The organism is Xanthomonas sp. LMG 12462 (assembly GCF_009192885.1).
Lineage (GTDB): Bacteria > Pseudomonadota > Gammaproteobacteria > Xanthomonadales > Xanthomonadaceae > Xanthomonas_A > Xanthomonas_A sontii.
On the sequence record NZ_NMPP01000046.1, the window covers coordinates 39,299 to 56,340 of the forward strand.

The window sequence follows — 17,042 nt, forward strand, 5'->3', positions numbered from 1 at the left end:
GACGGGCTCCGCAAGGTATGTACGAATTTTACATACTTGAAGCGTCATACTCAAGCCCGCATACAGCGGCGGTCACACCTGCCATACACACTGAATCGGTCAGAATGACCGCAGTCCCTACAGCCGCGACGCCATAGGAGTTCCGTGATGAGCGATTCCTTTTCCACCCGCGCCTCGCTCGAGGTCAACGGCCAACGCTACGCCTACTACAGCCTGCCCAAGCTCGCCGAGCGCTTCGATATCGCCCGCCTGCCCTACTCGCTGAAGATCCTGCTGGAAAACCTGTTGCGCCACGAAGACGGCGGCGTGACCGTGGGCAAGGACCACATCGAGGCAGTGGCCAAGTGGGATCCCAAGGCCGAACCCGACACCGAGATCGCCTTCATGCCGGCGCGCGTGGTGCTGCAGGACTTCACCGGCGTGCCCTGCGTGGTCGACCTGGCGGCGATGCGCGATGCGGTGGTCAAGCTCGGCGGACGCCCGGAGCAGATCAACCCGCTGATCCCCTCGGAACTGGTGATCGACCATTCGGTGCAGGTGGACGTGTTCGGCAAGCCCGACGCGCTGGACCTCAACGGCAAGATCGAATTCCAGCGCAACAAGGAACGCTACGGCTTCCTGCGCTGGGGCCAGAAGGCCTTCGACAACTTCAAGGTGGTGCCGCCGAACACCGGCATCGTGCACCAGGTCAACCTGGAGCACCTGGCGCGGGTGGTGATGACCGGCGAGCGCGACGGCGAGGCGATCGCCTACCCGGACACCGTGTTCGGCACCGACAGCCACACCACGATGATCAACGGCATCGGCGTGCTCGGCTGGGGCGTGGGCGGCATCGAGGCGGAAGCGGCGATGCTCGGCCAGCCCTCGTCGATGCTGATCCCGCAGGTGGTGGGCTTCAAGCTCACCGGCAAGCTGCCCGAAGGCGCCACCGCCACCGACCTGGTGCTGACGGTGACGCAGATGCTGCGCAAGCACGGCGTGGTCGGCAAGTTCGTCGAGTTCTTCGGCGAGGGACTGCAGCACCTGCCGCTGGCCGACCGCGCCACCATCGGCAACATGGCGCCCGAGTACGGCGCCACCTGCGGCATCTTCCCGATCGACGCCGAATCGCTGACCTATCTGCGCCTGTCCGGGCGCAGCGAGGAGCAGATCGCGCTGGTCGAGGCATACGCCAAGGCGCAGGGCCTGTGGCACGACGCCGACAGCGCGCATGCCGAATACAGCGCCGTCCTGGAACTGGACATGGGCGAGGTCAAGCCGTCGCTGGCCGGTCCCAAGCGCCCGCAGGACCGCGTGCTGCTGGAAGACATGCAGCGCAACTACCGCGACAGCCTGGTGCCGTTCGCCGACGCGCGCGCCAAGCGCCGCAGCGATGCCGTGCAGGAAGACCGGCTCAAGAACGAAGGCGGCGGCGGCACTGCGGTCGGCGCCCAGGCGGCGCATGCGCAGGACGCCGAGGCCAGCGGCGCCGGCTGGCAGTTGCGCGACGGCGCGGTGGTGATCGCGGCGATCACCTCCTGCACCAACACCTCCAACCCGGCGGTGATGCTCGGCGCCGGCCTGCTCGCGCGCAATGCCGTGGCCAAGGGCCTGAAGGCGCAGCCGTGGGTCAAGACCTCGCTCGGGCCGGGTTCGCTGGTGGTCACCGACTACCTGAAGAAGGCCGGGGTCATGCGCGACCTGGAACAGCTCGGCTTCTACGTGGTCGGCTACGGCTGCACCACCTGCATCGGCAACTCCGGCCCGCTGCCCGAGGACGTCTCCGCGGCGATCGCCAAGGACGACCTGGTGGTGGCCTCGGTGCTGTCGGGTAACCGCAACTTCGAAGGCCGCGTGCATCCGGAAGTGAAGATGAACTACCTGGCCTCGCCGCCGCTGGTGGTCGCCTATGCCATCGCCGGCACCACCGACATCGACCTGACCCGCGACCCGCTGGGTACCGGCAGCGACGGCCAGCCGGTGTACCTGCGCGACATCTGGCCGAGCAACAAGGAGATCGGCGACACCATCGCCGCCACGGTCGGCCCGGAGATGTTCAAGCAGAACTACGCCGACGTGTTCAAGGGCGACAGCCGCTGGAACACCATCGCCTCGCCCGATGGCGAGCTGTACGCGTGGGATGGCGCCTCCACCTACATCAAGAACCCGCCCTACTTCGACGGCATGACCATGCAGGTCGGCCGCATCGAGGACGTGCACGGCGCGCGCGTGCTGGGCCTGTTCGGCGATTCGATCACCACCGACCACATCTCCCCGGCCGGCAACATCAAGAAGGACTCGCCGGCGGGCCGCTTCCTGCAGGAGCGCGGCGTGCAGCCGGCCGACTTCAACAGCTACGGCAGCCGCCGCGGCAACGACGACGTCATGGTCCGCGGCACCTTCGCCAACATCCGCATCAAGAACCTGATGTTCGGCGGCGAGGAAGGCGGCAACACCCTGTACCACCCGCCCGGCGGTGGCCAGCCGGAAAAGCTGGCGATCTACGACGCGGCGATGAAGTACAAGGCCGACGGCGTGCCGCTGGTGGTGATCGGCGGCAAGGAGTACGGCACCGGCTCCTCGCGCGACTGGGCGGCCAAGGGCACCAACCTGCTCGGGGTCAAGGCGGTGATCGCCGAGAGCTTCGAGCGCATCCACCGCTCCAACCTGGTCGGCATGGGCGTGCTGCCGCTGCAGTTCCTGCAGGGCCAGAACGCGCAGTCGCTGGGCCTGGACGGCTCGGAGGTGTTCGAGATCACCGGCCTGCAGGACGGCGCCAGCAAGCGCGCCCAGGTCAGCGCGACCAAGGCCGACGGCGCCGTGCAGACGTTCGAGGTGGCGGTGATGCTGCTGACGCCGAAGGAAGTGGAGTATTTCCGCCACGGCGGTCTGCTGCAGTACGTGCTGCGTCAGTTGGCCGCGCGCTGACCGACCCTGCGGTTTCCGGCAGCGGAAACCCGGCCCCCGCGCCAGCGCGGGGGCGCTGCGCCGGCACGCGAACCAATGGTTCGCAAGCGTGCCGGCTCGCCCACCACGGCGGTCTGCTGCAGTACGTGCTGCGTCAGTTGGCTGCGCGCTGATCCGCCCGCGGGTGTCCGACAGCGGAAGCCCGGCCCCCGCGACTGCGCGGGGGCGCTGCGCCGGCGCGCGAACCCGTGGTTCGCAAGCGCGCCGGCTCGCCCACCACGGCGGCCTGCTGCAGTACGTGCTGCGGCAGTTGGCTGCACGCTGATCGACCCGGCGGTTTCCAACAGCGGAAGCCCGGCCCCCGCGCCAGCGCGGGGGCGCTGCCAGGGTCCGCGAATTGACGCTTGCATGCGCGCGCACGCGAGAGCAAAGGCTTTCGCCTTTCGGCGAGTTACTTTTCTTTGCTTGTGCAAAGAAAAGTAACCAAAAGAAAGCACACCCTGCCTCGCGCCCTCCGCGCTGCGCGCTCCGGGTCCGCGTCCAGCCCGGGGATCCGCGGAAGGGGCATCCTGCCCCTGCCGCGGACGGCGCACGTCCTTGTGCGCCGCCCCTTCGGGGTTTTTCCCCGAACTGGCCGCCGCTTCGGAAGGGAACAGGTAAAAGCAACAGCAACAGCAGAGATGGTCTTCGGCACGCTTGCCCTAACAACGCAAAACACGCTCGCCCGCGAGGCAACCACCCCACCCCTGTTCGCCTTTTCCCTACGGAACGGTATGCTGCCGTTGCCGGTTCTAGCGGATACTGTCCGTACAGAGCCCAACAATACGTTTCCTGGAGGGGGAATATGAGTCTGGATCGTCCGTGGTTGCAGAGTTATCCGGCCGGCGTTGGCGCCGACATCAACGTCGACGAGTACCGCTCCGTCGCCGCGGTGTTCGAAAGCTCCGTGGCCAAGTTCGGAGACCGCCCCGCCTACTGCAACTTCGGTAAGACCCTGACCTACCGCGAGGCCGGCGAACTGGCCCGGCAATTCGCCGGCTACCTGCTGGGCGAACTGCAGCTCAAGAAAGGCGACCGCGTCGCCCTGATGATGCCCAACTGCCTGCAGTACCCCATCGCCACCTTCGGCGTGCTGCTGGCCGGCATGACCGTGGTCAACGTCAATCCGCTGTACACCCCGCGCGAACTGCGCCACCAGCTGATCGACTCCGGCGCCAGCGCCCTGGTGGTGATCGACAACTTCGGTACCACCGTGCAGGAAGTGCTCGCCGATACCCCCGTCAAACAGGTCATCACCACCGGCCTGGGCGACATGCTGGGCTTCCCCAAGGGCCCGCTGGTCAACTTCGTGCTGAAGTACGTCAAGAAGCTGGTGCCGGACTACGACATCCCCAACGCGATCCGCTTCCGCGACGCGCTGACCCTGGGCCGCCTGCACACGCTGCCTCAGATCGACATCGAACCGGACGACATCGCTTTCCTGCAGTACACCGGCGGCACCACCGGCGTGGCCAAGGGCGCCATGCTGACCCACCGCAACCTGGTCGCCAACATGCTGCAGGCCGGCGCCTGGATCTCGGCGACCGGCAAGCTGGAGGAAGGCAAGGAAGTCATCATCACCGCGCTGCCGCTGTACCACATCTTCGCGCTGACCGCGAACGGGCTGGTCTTCATGAAGCTCGGCGGGCTCAACCACCTGATCAGCAATCCGCGCGACATGCCGGGCTTCGTCAAGGAGCTGCAGAAGACCCGCTTCACCGCCTTCACCGGCGTCAACACCCTGTTCAACGGCCTGCTCAACACCCCCGGCTTCGACAAGGTGGATTTCTCCTCGCTGAAGTTCACCCTCGGCGGCGGCATGGCGGTGCAACGCGCGGTGGCCGAGCGCTGGAAGCAGGTCACCGGTGTCACCCTGGTCGAAGCCTACGGCCTCACCGAGACCTCGCCGGCGGCCTGCATCAACCCGCTGACCCTGACCGAATACAACGGCGCGATCGGCCTGCCGATCCCGTCCACCGACGCCTGCGTCAAGGACGACCAGGGCCAGGTCCTCGCCCATGGCGAGGTCGGCGAGCTGTGCATCCGCGGGCCGCAAGTGATGAAGGGCTACTGGCGCCGGCCGGAGGAAACCGCAAGCGCCATCGATGCCGACGGCTGGCTGCACACCGGCGACATGGCGCGGATGGATCCGCAGGGCTTCTTCTATATCGTCGACCGAAAGAAGGACATGATCCTGGTGTCCGGCTTCAACGTGTATCCGAACGAGGTCGAGGACGTCATCGCGATGATGCCCGGCGTGCTGGAAGTGGCCGCGGTCGGTGTGCCGGACGAAAAATCCGGCGAAGCGGTCAAGGTGGTCATCGTGAAGAAGGACCCCAACCTGACCGCCGACGAGGTGAAGGCGCACGCCCGCGCCAACCTCACCGGCTACAAGCACCCGCGCATCGTCGAGTTCCGCAAGGAGCTGCCCAAGACCAACGTCGGCAAGATCCTGCGGCGCGAACTGCGCGACGCGCCGCCGCAATAAGCAGGTCCGACGGGCGCCCACGCGGCGCTCGTGCAGGCGCTGGCGGGGCGAGTTCCGGCCGCGGCACCCGGGTGTAGCATCCGCCGAGTGGAAACGCACTCGCCCGCTGCGCCACGCCATCTCCGCGGGCGTCTTTCCGAGAGCCCGCCATGAGCACGATCGACACGCTGCCCCGTACCCGCGCCTACTCCAGCATCCGCATCGATGCGGACGGCGACGACGATAGCCATTGGCTGTACATGCATGCGAATCCGCAACTCGGAACGCGTCCCTGCTTCCATAGCCAGATGCTCGATGACGTCCTTGCAGCGCTGGAGGTCATGACGACGCGATCGCAGGCGCCCAGGAAGAGCGCGCTGCAGCATCTGGTCATCGCCTCGGACGCCAATGTCTTCAACCTCGGCGGCGATCTCGCGCTTTTTTCCGACCTCATCCGCCGCAAGGACCGTGCGCAACTGCTCGACTACGCCTATCGCTGCGTCAACGGCGTCCATCAACTGCATCGCGGCCTGTCGGGCGATGTGCGCACCATCGCCCTGCTGCAGGGCGATACGCTGGGCGGGGGGCTTGAGATGGCGTTGGCCTGCCACACCATCGTTGCGGAGGAAGGCGTCACCATGGGCTTGCCCGAGGCGATTTTCGGGCTGATTCCCGGCATGGGCGCTTATTCGTTCCTGTGCAAGCGGGTCGCTCCGCATGTCGCCGAACGGATCATTCTGAGCGCCGACCTCTACAGCAGCGAGCAGATGCATGCGATGGGCATCGTCGATGTGCTGGTCCCGCGGAATCAGGGCATCGACCGCGTGAAGCAACTCATCCACGACCAGCGCCGCAATCCGCAGTCGTACCTGGCGATGAACGCCGTGCGCAATCTGGCGCAACCCGTGACGCTGCAGGAACTGCAGGCGATCACCGACATCTGGGTCGACTCCGCGTTGGCGTTGGACGAGAAATCGCTGCGCACGATGGATCGGCTGGTACGCGCGCAGACCCGGCGTGCGCGGGACGTCGCAGCCTAGGGCAAGACGTCAGCGGTCTGCGATCAGTGGTCGGCCCGGTGCCATGCCCGGGCCCTACTGCGGGGTCAGCGCAGCTCGTTCTCTTCGGAACTCGCGCTGCGGCGCGCGCGCGCCTCGAGTACTTCCCTGCCCTCGGTCAGACTGGCATTGAGTGCCATCAATCGGGAGCGCCATTCGCTGCGCATCTGCCATTCCGCCATCTGCATCAGTTCGCCACCGAGGCTGGCCAACCGGATCAGACCCAGATTGCTCGCCACGCCCTTGATCGCGTGGGCATGTTCGCGCAGGCGTTCCCAATGCTCCGCGTCGCCTGCGATCTGCATGCCGCCCAGACAGCCTTCGGCGTCGTTGAGGCACTGCGAAATGAACTCGCGCTCGAATCCCTCGCCCATGCCCAGCCCGGCCAGTTCGTCGAGCACAGAGGAATCCAGCACCCCTTCGGCGGTGGCACTCAACTGCCTGACCTGAGCCTCGCCCGAACCGCGCAGGCGTCCTTCCACCGCGATGTCGGCCAGGGTATCCAGCAAACGGCTGGCCACCACCGGCTTGGCCAGGAACGTGTGCGCACCGGCCTGCTCGCAACGCTGGATCGCATCGGGCGTGACGTCCGCGCTGAGCACCACCACAGGCGTTCGCGGGCCGCCAGCCTGCATGATCCGCAACTGCTTCAGCATGTCCAATCCGCTCATGCCCGGCATGTGCAGATCGACGATGACCCCGTCGAACTCGCTCTCCGCCAAGGCGTCCAGCACCGATTCGGCCCCTTCGACGCAGATCGGACGGTGACCGGCCTTCTGCAGCAGGCGCTGCAGCACCATGCGATTGGCGGCATGATCGTCGGCCACCAGAATGCGCATGCTGCGGATGCGTGCACGGTGGCGCAGGAAGGGATCGGAAAAGGCGATGACGTTCCCGGGCTGACCGTTTTCCTCGGGATGTTCGGCAGCAGCCGCTTCCGTTTCCGGCGCTTCCTCGACGCTGCTCGCAGCGATCTCGAAAGGCAGATCGAACCAGAACCGGCTGCCGCGCGGCAGGTTCTCCTGATAACCGATACTGCCGCCCATCGATTCCACCAGGCCTTTGGCGATCGTGGTCCCTAGCCCGGTGCCCTCGTAGCGCCGGGCCAGCCCCACATCCGCCTGCTCGAACGCATCGAACAACCGCGATCGCATCGATTCCGGCACCCCGATACCGGTATCGACAATATCGAAACTCAGCCACGTCCGCTCTGCGTCGCTGCGCAGCAGCTTGACCCGCACGTCGACGCGACCGGAATCGGTGAACTTGATCGCGTTCCCGGCCAGATTCAGCAGCACCTGGCGCAGGTGACCCGCGTCGCCCAACAGATGGTTCGGCACTTCGGCAGCGATGTCGACGAAATAGCCGATCGCCTTGGCCCGCGCCTGCGGCTGCAGGATCAGCCCGATCTGCTCCACGGTCTCGCGCAGCGAGAAGGCGCTCTTGTCGACGCGGACCTTTCCGGCCTCGATGGCGGAGATGTCCAGCACCTCTTCGACCAGCGAGAGCAGGCTCTTGGCAGAGGCCTGGATGGTGCTGACGCACTCGCGCTGCTCGGCATCGAGCCTGGTTGTCGACAGCACCTCGGTCATGCCCGAGAGGCCATTGAGCGGCGTGCGGAACTCGTGGCTCATATTCGCCAGAAAGCGGCTCTTCGCCTCGTTGGCGCGCTGCGCTTCCTTGGTCGCCTGGGTCAATTGCCGCAGCAGCCCAGACAGATAGAGCGGCACCGCCAGCAGGCCGACGACCAGACCGATCCCCAGCCCAAGGTTGTTGCGCCAGTAGGGTGTCACCAGCACGGTGGTGCCGAAGCTGGTCACCCCCATGGCCACCGCCAGATACAGATATCGGTTGCCGTAGCGCAAACCGTTGCCGACCGTCACCCACAGCACCACGACGTACATCCAGGCCAGCGGCTCGCCCATGCCGATCATGGCCGCGGCGATCAGGCCGTAGTCGGCGATCATGCCGATGATCCGTCGCGTGTCGCAACGCTCCGGCCGCCACAGCAGCCAGGCCAGCACGCCCAGCGACAGCACCAGACCGGACGACACCACGGCGACCACGTTCAGGTACTCGCGCATCGGCAAGGTCGCGCGCGGACCCGGCAGCAGCACGTAGCTCAGGATGATGGAGATCAGGGCGATCCGCACCAGGGCCTGCGCATGCTCGGTATCCTTGCGCTCCGCGAACCGTTGCCGCACCCACGTGATCGCCGAGGTCATGTCAGACTCCTGGTCGCGCCGAGGCGGTGGAGAATTTCTCGCAGATCACCTGCAGCTGCTCGCGGCCGCGGAACAGCGCGTCCACGCAGCGCGGGTCGAACAGGCGGCCGCGCTGGGCGTAGAGATAGGCCAGCGTCGCATCCATGGTCCAGGCTTCCTTGTAGGGGCGCGGCGAGATCAGCGCGTCGAACACGTCGGCGACCGCCACGATCCGCGCTTCCAGCGGAATCGCCTCGCCGACCAGGCCGTCCGGGTAGCCGCTGCCGTCGTAGCGCTCATGGTGGCGCAGGGCGATCAGCGCGCCGACCTGGATGAAACGGTTCTGGCTGCCGCTGAGCAGTTCGTAGCCGATGCGCGGGTGCATGCGCATCACCGCCATCTCGTCCTCGTTGAGCTTGCCCGGCTTGAGCAGCACCGCGTCGGGAATGGCGATCTTGCCCATGTCGTGCAGGCTCGCGGCCATCTCGATGACCCGCACCTCGTCCTCGGACAGGCCCAGTTGCTCGGCGATCAGCCCGGCCACGTGCGCCATGCGTTCCAGGTAGGCACTGGTACCGACGTCGCGGTACTCGATGGCCCGCGCCAGCCGCGACAGGGTCTCGCGCTCGCGTTCCTCGACCTCGCGCATGCTGGCCAGCAGGCGCTGCTCCAGCGACATCGCGCGCTGCTTGATGTTCTCGCTCTGCAGCCGCAGCTGCAGCAGGTTGTGGCAACGCGCGCGCAGCTCGCGCGGGCGGATCGGCTTGACCAGGAAGTCGATCACCCCCGCTTCCAGCGCCGCCTGGCGGATCGGCTCGTCGCCGACCACGGTGATCAGGATGATCGGGATGTCGCGGTGCTTGGGCAGCCGGCGCAGGCGCCGCGCGAACTCCAGCCCGTCCATGCCCGGCATGCGGTAGTCGAGCAGCAACAGGTCGACCTTGCCGGCCTCGCACCAGGCCAGCGCGGCCTGCGAGTCGCCGAAGTCGCGCACGGTCAGTTCCGGGGCGATGTCCTCGATGACATGCCGCAGCATCGTCCGCGCGGAGGTCTGATCGTCGACGATGACGATGTTCAAACGATTGTCGCTTCCGTCCGCCCAGTGGAGACGGTCCCCGTTCGAGGACGCGCCGGAGAGGCTCATGCTGGCATCATGCATCTGCAATCCTCCGCCCGTCGCATCTGCGCGGGCTGCTGAGACGACAACGGGAACGCGCCGACGCTGACTCACCCCGGCCCGTCCACCTCACTTCCTTTTGCGTGCAACGCCTGGTGCAAGAACCGCGCCACCTCGTCCGCGGCTAGATTAAGCCTCCGGACGCATGTACGGAAACAGCAGCACGTCACGGATCGAGCTGCTGCCGGTGAGCAACATTACCAGTCGGTCGATGCCGATGCCCAGGCCGCCGGTCGGCGGCAGCCCGACTTCCAGCGCCCGGATGTAGTCGGCGTCGAAGTGCATGGCCTCGTCGTCCCCCCCGTCCTTCGCCGCCACCTGTGCCTGGAACCGCGCCGCCTGGTCTTCCGGGTCGTTGAGCTCGGAGAAGCCGTTGGCGATTTCCTTGCCGTTGATGAACAGCTCGAAGCGGTCGGTGTAGCCCGGCTCGGTGTCGCTGGAGCGGGCCAGCGGCGACACCTCGACCGGGTGGTCGGTGATGAAGGTCGGCTGGATCAGGGTGTGCTCGACCGTGGCCTCGAAGATCTCCAGCAGCAGCTTGCCCCAGCCGTAGGACGGCTTGGTGCGGATCTTCAGCCGCTCGCAATGGCGCAGCAGGGCCTCGCGGTCGGTGCAGTCGGCGGCGCTGATCTCCGGGTTGTGGTGGCGCACCGCCTCGTCCATGCGCCAGCGGCGGAACGCCGGCGCCAGGTCGATGTCGGCGCCGTCCCAGTGCACCTGGGTGGTACCCAGCACCTCGCGGGCGACGTCGCGGATGACGTTCTCGGTCAGGTCCATCACCTCGTGGTACGTGGCGTAGGCCTCGTACAGCTCCATCATGGTGAATTCCGGATTGTGCCGGGTGCTGACGCCTTCGTTGCGGAAATTGCGGTTGATTTCGTAGACCCGTTCCAGGCCGCCGACCACCAGGCGCTTCAGGTACAGCTCCGGAGCCACCCGCAGGTACAGGTCCAGGTCCAGGGCGTTGTGGTGGGTGGTGAACGGCTTGGCCGTGGCGCCGCCGGGGATGTAATGCATCATCGGCGTCTCCACTTCCAGGAAGCGGCGCGCGTCCAGCCAGGCGCGCATGGCGCGGATGATCTTGGAGCGCTTGACGAACACCTCGCGCGCCTCCGGCGACACGATCAGGTCGACGTAGCGCTGGCGGTAGCGCTGCTCCACGTCCGACAGGCCGTGCCACTTGTCCGGCAGCGGCCGCAGCGCCTTGGTCAGCAGGCGCAGGCCGGTGGCCTTGACCGACAGCTCGCCGGTCTTGGTGCGGGTCAGCCCGCCTTCCACGCCGATGATATCGCCGATGTCCCAGCCCTTGAAGGCGTCGTAGGCCTCGCCCAGGGCGTTGGCCTGCAGGAACAGCTGGATGCGCCCGGACTCGTCCTGCAGTTGCACGAAGCTGGCCTTGCCCATCACCCGCTTGGCCAGCAGACGCCCGGCCAGGCGCAGGCTGCGGCCCTGGGCCTCCAGCGCCTCGGCGGTCCAGCGCTCGGTGTCGGCGAACTCGGCCTGCAGATCGCCGGCGAAGTCGCTGCGGCGGAAATCGTTCGGATAGGCCACGCCCTGCGCGCGCAGCGCGGCGAGTTTGGCGCGCCGTTCGGCGATGAGGCTGTTCTCGTCGACGGGAAGGGACGGCGCGGGGGTCTGCTCGGTCATGGGATGGGGGATGCGTGAGGAAGGGAAAGAATGCACCAGCCGGCGGGCCGTGTGCCGCCGCACGGCCTCCGTCGCCAGGACGGAGGCCGCCGGTTCAGGCGTCGCTACGTTTCGCGCCGGCTTCCAGGCCGGACTTGAGGCTGGCCTCGACGAACTCGTCCAGGTCGCCGTCGAGCACCTTCTGGGTGTCCGAGCGCTCCACGCCGGTGCGCAGGTCCTTGATCCGGCTCTGGTCGAGCACGTAGTTGCGGATCTGGCTGCCCCAGCCGATGTCGGACTTGGTCGCCTCCACCGCATCGCGTTCGGCGTTGCGCTTCTGGATCTCCAGCTCGTACAGCTTGGCGGCGAGCATCTTCATCGCGTTGTCGCGGTTCTGGTGCTGGCTGCGCCCGGTCTGGCAGGCCACCACGATGCCGGTGGGCACGTGGGTGATGCGCACCGCCGACTCGGTCTTGTTGACGTGCTGGCCGCCCGCGCCGGAGGACCGGTACACGTCGGTCTTCAGATCGGCCGGATTGATGTCGATGTCGATGTTGTCGTCCACTTCCGGCGACACGAACACCGAGGTGAAGCTGGTATGGCGGCGGTTGTCCGAGTCGAACGGCGACTTGCGCACCAGCCGGTGCACGCCGGTCTCGGTCTTCAGCCAGCCGTAGGCGAAGTCGCCCTCCACGCGCAGCGTGGCGGACTTGATGCCGGCCACTTCGCCGCCGGAGACTTCCATCAGCTCGGTCTTCCAGCCGCGCGACTCGCACCAGCGCAGGTACATGCGCAGCAGGATCTCGGCCCAGTCCTGGGCCTCGGTGCCGCCGGCGCCGGCCTGGATGTCGACGAAGGCGTTGCTGGCGTCCATCTGCCCGGAGAACATGCGCTGGAACTCCAGCTTCTCCACCTGCGCCTGGAAGCGGTCGACGTCGGCGAGCACCGCCTGCGCGGTGGCCTCGTCGTTCTCGCTCTCGGCCAGTTCCAGGAATTCCAGCGATTCGTTCAGGCCATCGAGCACGCTGGCGATGCCGCCGACGGTCTTCTCCAGGCTGGCGCGTTCACGGCCCAGGCCCTGGGCGCGCTCGGGGTCGTTCCAGACGTCGGGGCTTTCCAGCTCCCGGGTGACTTCCTCTAGACGCTCCTTCTTGGCGTCGTAGTCAAAGAAACCCCCGTAGCGACAGCACCCGATCGGACAGATCGGCGATGCGGTGGCGAATCGGATTGAGTTCGATCATTGCGGCGTTTCCGGCAGACAAGAGCGCGATTCTAGCAATTCCGGCCGCCGCGCCACAGCGCCGCCGGACTACTCGACGGGGGCGGCCTCGCCCTCCCCGGCCGCCACCCGCAGCGCGGCGCGGTAGCGGCGGCTGCACGGGACCTGGCTGCCGTCGCGCAGGTGCACGCGCGCCTCGCCTGCCTCCAGCGGCTCGATCGAGACCACGCTGGCCAGGTTGACGATGTAGCTGCGGTGGATGCGCACGAACCGCGCCGGGTCCAGCCGCGCCTCGATCGCGGCCATGGTGCTGCGCAGCGGGTAGTCGTGGCCGCGCACGCGCAGGTTGACGTAGTTGCCGGCCGCCTGCAGCCATTCGATATCGGCCGCGGCGACCAGGAAATCGCGGCCCAGCTTGCGCACCAGGAAGCGCTCCGGCCGTTCCAGCGAGCCCACCGGCGGGCCAGCGTCGGGCGCACCGAGCAGCGCCGCCTCGCCCTGCCAGCGCCGCAACAGGAACCGGTACATCTCCACGCACAGCGCGATCGAGGCCAGGCTGCGCACGTCCTTGAGGTATTCGTAGGCCAGCCCCTGCGGCCACGGCCCGAAGTCGTACTGCTGGCCCTGCAGGCGGTAGACCAGGCTGCGCAGGGCGACCATTCCCACCACGTGCAGCACCGACAATGCCACGCTGCCCAGCAGGTAGCCCGGCAGCCGGCGCCGCCAGGTGTCCCAGTGCAGCGGGTAGCGCCGGGTCAGCAGCACCACCAGCGGCACGATCAGCAGGAACATCAGTTGGCTGGACCACTCCCAGACCACCGGCTCCCAGGCGGCGAAGTGCAACCCGGTGGTGCGGATGTCGATCAGCACCGTGATGCTGTTGGCGGTGGCGTTGATCAGGGTCAGCGCGACCCAGAAGCCGATTTCGAAGCTGCGGCGCCAGGGCTGGAAACGGGAATAGGCGCTGGCGCCGGAGGGGTCTGACATCGGCAAAGTGTAGCGCGCCGGCATGACCGCACCGGCGCGCCCCGGGCGGATCAGCGCACCTCGAACTCGCCGACCAGCACCGTCTCCTTGCGCTCGGTCAGGCGCAGCGTCACCTCCTGGTCGCGTTGCGCGGCCGTGCCCCAGCCCGTGCTCAGTTGCAGGTGCAAGGTGGTGGCACCGGTGACCAGCGGCTGGCGCTCGCCGAAGAAGTTCGCTTCCACCTTGTACTTGCCGGGCTTGGCGGTGCGCAGCGAGAACTCCTCCGGCCCGTAGCCGCCGGTGAAGTCCGGCGACAGCTGGCCGCCCTGGTAAGTCGCGCGGTTTCCGTAAAAGCAGCGCTCGCCATTGGGGTCGGTCACCCACAGGTCCATGTCGCTGTTGTCGCTGTCCCAGTTCAGCACCACGCGCAGGTCCAGCGGCAGGTTGCGCAGCAGCCGTGGATCGACGAAGCCGGTGTCCAGCGGCCGCGGCGCCCGCGCCACGATCGCGTTCAGTTCGTTGAGCGCGATCATGCTCACCCCGTCGAAGCGCGTGTCCCAGTCGCGCACCACCACCTGGTACAGCTGCGCGATCGCCGCCTGCGCGTCGCCGCGCGCGGCATAGGCCAGGCCCAGGTCGCGGAAACTCTGCGGCTCCTCTTCGCCCAGCCGCAGCACCTGCTCGAACACCGGCACCGCCAGGTCGGCGCGACCGGCCTGCAGCAGCCTGTAGCCGAGCACGCGCAGCACGTGGCGATTTTCCAGTTGCAGCTCGGCCAGGTTGGACAGCACCCGCAGGGCCAGGTCGCGCTGGCCGCGCTCGAACAGCACATCGGCCACGTCCAGGTAGAACGCCACGCTGTCGGCGTGCGCCGCGCGTTCGCTCAGATACAGCGGATACACCGCGTCCGCCGCGGCCGCACGCAGGCGCCGCGCATACGGCGAATCCGGCTGCCAGGGCTGCACGGCCAGGGAGATCGTGGCCGGAGCCGCCACACGCTCGCGCGCAGTCGCCGACGCGGCCGCGTCGCTGGGCGCGCCGGACGAACCGCCGACGATGTCCAGCTCCAGCGGCGCGAGTGCAGGCGCGGCAGCGGGCATCGGCGCAGGCGCTGCGAGGGCCATGGACCGTTGCGGGGCCGACGGGGCCTGCATGCGCTGATCGGCAGTGTCAGCGGCGGCGATCGCCACTGGCGGCGCGTCCTTGGGAAAGCGCCGCTGCCACCAGGCGACACGCTGCGCGAACGCGTCGGCGATCGCGTCGATGCGTCGCTTGCGCGTGTCGTCCTGCAGCTTCTGCTGCCGCACCTGCGCACCCGCCACCGCCGCACGCAGCGCCGGGGGCGCCGGGATGCCATAGCGGGCGTAGTCGTCGGCATTCTCCAGCACCAGCAACGAGGTGTCGGCGCTGACCAGCCCGAAGCGCGTCGCCAGCGCCTGGCGGCGCGCGGCCGATCCCTGCGGATCGGCGGACAGGCTGCGCAACATGGCCCGTGCCCAGGCGCCCGGCACCAGGTCGCCTGGAACTTCCTCCGCCTCGCGCAACGGCAGACTCAGGCGTCGGGTGCTGGCGGCGGTGGCGATCTCCAGGTGCAGCGTCGCATCGGCGCCGAGCAGGCGCCCGGCGATGCGCAGGTAGCCATCGTCGGCGTCGCGCGAATCGGCGACCAGATCGGCAACGTGGCTACCGTCCAGCGCGACCAGTTCGCCGCCACGCCGCAACAGCCGCTCGCTGGCCAGTTGCACGCCCGGCAGGCCCTGCAATGCGATCGCGCGTCCGCCGCGCGCTTCCGCGATCGCCGCCAGGCGCGCGGCATCGGCGTGCACGCCGGCCGAGTCGATCGCATACAGGCGCTGCCCCGGCGCCAGCGTCGGCATGGTCTGCGCGCCGTAGTTGCCCAGGCCATCGCTGAACAACAGATACTCCTGCACGTGCGCCGCCGGTTGCCAGGCGCCCAGCGCACTGGCGCCGTCGGGCTGCTCGGCCTGCAACGCCGCCTTCAGGGCGCTCCAGTCGCCGTTGCGCACCTGGAATCTGCGCGGCGCCGCGGCACGGTCGCGCAGCACGATCAGATCGACCTGGGCAGTGCCGACCGCGGCGAAATAGCGCTGCAGCAAGGCCAGTTCGGCCGGAATGTCGCGCTGTCGTGCCGAACCCGACGCATCCCAGAGCAGGCCGATGCGTTGCGGCAGCGGGCGCGGGCCATGCAGGTCGGCGATCGGCACCAGCGCCTGGAAGTAGCGCTGGCCATCGTGGAGACCGGTCGCCACGCGCGGCGCGGCGCTTGCGCGCAGCGACAGCACCAGCTCCGACGGCAACTGCGCCGGGCTGCCGGACCAGGACGCGGCGTAGCCACCATCCGCCGTCGGCAGCAGCCGCATGCCGGGCGTCGCCGCGCGTTCATCAGGCGCGGCCTGGGTACTCAGCGCGACCTGCAGCGACCGCGCGCCGACCGCATACGCCAGCGGCAAGCGCCATTGCCAGCCGGCGGCGGTGCGCTGTAGCGATTCGCGATAGACCAGGCGCACATGGCGGCTACCATGCGCCGGCAGCGGGTAGACGCGCAGCCGGAACTGGTTGCCGGCGGTCTGCTCGAGCAGGCCCGGATCCACGCCGCGCCGCTCGACCGCTTCGAACACCTGGCGCCCGCGCGCCTTGGGTACCGGCACCGCGTCGCGCATCTGCCCGTCGACATCCAGGGCGAAACCGCTGAGTTGCTGCCCCTCGCGCAGCGGGAACGTCAGCTGCCCTTCCAGCACGCGCGCGTTGGGATTGAAGAACTCCAGCTCCACCGTGGTTTCGGCCAGGCCAGCGGCGGCATGCGCACGCACGGTCGCCGAGCGCAGCTCGACCGGACGTTCGCCGGCGTCGGTGTGCAGCAACGGCGCGACCAATTGCCGCTGCGGCGCGGACTGTGCCCCGGCCGGGACCGCGGCGAGTAACGACAACGAAAGCAACAACACGTACACGCTTCTGCGCATGGTGGACGGCATGGATCGCTCCTTGCTGGGACGGTATGGCTTGAACGTCCGCCGTGACGCGATGGGGTTGCTCGTGTGCGTCCACACCTCAGGCGACGCGCAAGCCCCTCTCCCATCGGGAGAGGGGTTGGGGGGGAGGGTGCGGCGCAAGGCGCAGCGCTTTGGCGATGCGAGGCTGCGCCCGTACCCTCATCCGCCCCTGCGGGGCACCTTCTCCCGGGGGAGAAGGGAAAGCAAAGCCCCTCTCCCTCCGGGAGAGGGGTTGGGGTGAGGGTCCGGCACAGGCGCGATGCAACAGACGGCGCGAGGCTGCGCCCGTACCCTCATCCGCCCCTGCGGGGCACCTTCTCCCGAAGGGAGAAGGGAAAGCAAAGCCCCTCTCCCACCGGGAGAGGGGTTGGGGTGAGGGTCCGGGGCGC

General features: G+C 68.1%; 9 protein-coding genes. 3 read left to right on the forward strand and 6 right to left on the reverse strand.

What is annotated here, in order from left to right; all coding sequences use genetic code 11:
- Positions 1-147 precede the first annotated feature (147 nt).
- The 3 genes from acnA to CEK69_RS12410 all read left to right on the forward strand — a co-directional run bounded on the left by acnA (position 148) and on the right by CEK69_RS12410 (position 6,432).
- Positions 148-2,907, forward strand: coding sequence for an aconitate hydratase AcnA (gene acnA / locus CEK69_RS12395; RefSeq protein WP_152245900.1), 2,760 nt, complete (start codon positions 148-150; stop codon positions 2,905-2,907).
- Positions 2,908-3,730: 823 nt separating this feature from the next.
- Positions 3,731-5,413, forward strand: coding sequence for a long-chain fatty acid--CoA ligase (locus CEK69_RS12405; RefSeq protein WP_152235688.1), 1,683 nt, complete (start codon positions 3,731-3,733; stop codon positions 5,411-5,413).
- 149 nt (positions 5,414-5,562) lie between these two features.
- The gene (locus tag CEK69_RS12410) at positions 5,563-6,432 is read left to right on the forward strand and encodes a crotonase/enoyl-CoA hydratase family protein (protein WP_152245902.1); all 870 of its coding nucleotides are present in this window, start codon (positions 5,563-5,565) and stop codon (positions 6,430-6,432) included.
- 65 nt (positions 6,433-6,497) lie between these two features.
- On the opposite strand, the gene CEK69_RS12415 is transcribed toward CEK69_RS12410, so the two are convergent.
- From CEK69_RS12415 to CEK69_RS12440, 6 genes are all read right to left on the reverse strand, one after another.
- Positions 6,498-8,675 (reverse strand): ATP-binding protein, encoded by a 2,178-nt coding sequence (locus tag CEK69_RS12415; RefSeq protein WP_152245904.1) that lies wholly within the window; start codon positions 8,673-8,675, stop codon positions 6,498-6,500.
- Between the two features lies 1 nt (position 8,676).
- Positions 8,677-9,813: a two-component system response regulator gene (locus CEK69_RS12420; protein WP_043086876.1), complete on the reverse strand. Its 1,137-nt coding sequence runs from the start codon at positions 9,811-9,813 to the stop codon at positions 8,677-8,679.
- 147 nt (positions 9,814-9,960) lie between these two features.
- Positions 9,961-11,478, reverse strand: a complete 1,518-nt coding sequence (lysS, locus tag CEK69_RS12425) for a lysine--tRNA ligase (protein ID WP_017917554.1) — start codon at positions 11,476-11,478, stop codon at positions 9,961-9,963.
- Between the two features lie 94 nt (positions 11,479-11,572).
- Positions 11,573-12,698 (reverse strand): peptide chain release factor 2 gene (prfB, locus tag CEK69_RS12430; RefSeq protein ID WP_100224025.1). Its coding sequence is split into 2 segments (ribosomal slippage): positions 11,573-12,622 and positions 12,624-12,698, totalling 1,125 coding nucleotides; the frame shifts between segments, so codons are not numbered across the junction.
- A gap of 68 nt (positions 12,699-12,766) precedes the next feature.
- Entirely contained in the window at positions 12,767-13,663 is an 897-nt protein-coding gene (locus CEK69_RS12435) for a LytTR family DNA-binding domain-containing protein (protein ID WP_226975149.1), read from the reverse strand.
- 50 nt (positions 13,664-13,713) lie between these two features.
- Entirely contained in the window at positions 13,714-16,635 is a 2,922-nt protein-coding gene (locus tag CEK69_RS12440) for a VIT domain-containing protein (RefSeq protein WP_226975150.1), read from the reverse strand.
- Positions 16,636-17,042: the final 407 nt, after the last annotated feature.

Bases quoted from the DNA above. Each gene is read 5' to 3' on its own strand.
- CEK69_RS12405 (WP_152235688.1), top strand. From the start codon at position 3,731: ATGAGTCTGGATCGTCCGTGGTTGCAGAGTTATCCGGCCGGCGTTGGC.
- lysS (WP_017917554.1), bottom strand. From the start codon at position 11,478: ATGACCGAGCAGACCCCCGCGCCGTCCCTTCCCGTCGACGAGAACAGC.
- CEK69_RS12420 (WP_043086876.1), bottom strand. From the start codon at position 9,813: ATGCATGATGCCAGCATGAGCCTCTCCGGCGCGTCCTCGAACGGGGAC.
- CEK69_RS12415 (WP_152245904.1), bottom strand. From the start codon at position 8,675: ATGACCTCGGCGATCACGTGGGTGCGGCAACGGTTCGCGGAGCGCAAG.
- acnA (WP_152245900.1), top strand. From the start codon at position 148: ATGAGCGATTCCTTTTCCACCCGCGCCTCGCTCGAGGTCAACGGCCAA.
- CEK69_RS12410 (WP_152245902.1), top strand. From the start codon at position 5,563: ATGAGCACGATCGACACGCTGCCCCGTACCCGCGCCTACTCCAGCATC.
- CEK69_RS12440 (WP_226975150.1), bottom strand. From the start codon at position 16,635: ATGCCGTCCACCATGCGCAGAAGCGTGTACGTGTTGTTGCTTTCGTTG.
- CEK69_RS12435 (WP_226975149.1), bottom strand. From the start codon at position 13,663: ATGTCAGACCCCTCCGGCGCCAGCGCCTATTCCCGTTTCCAGCCCTGG.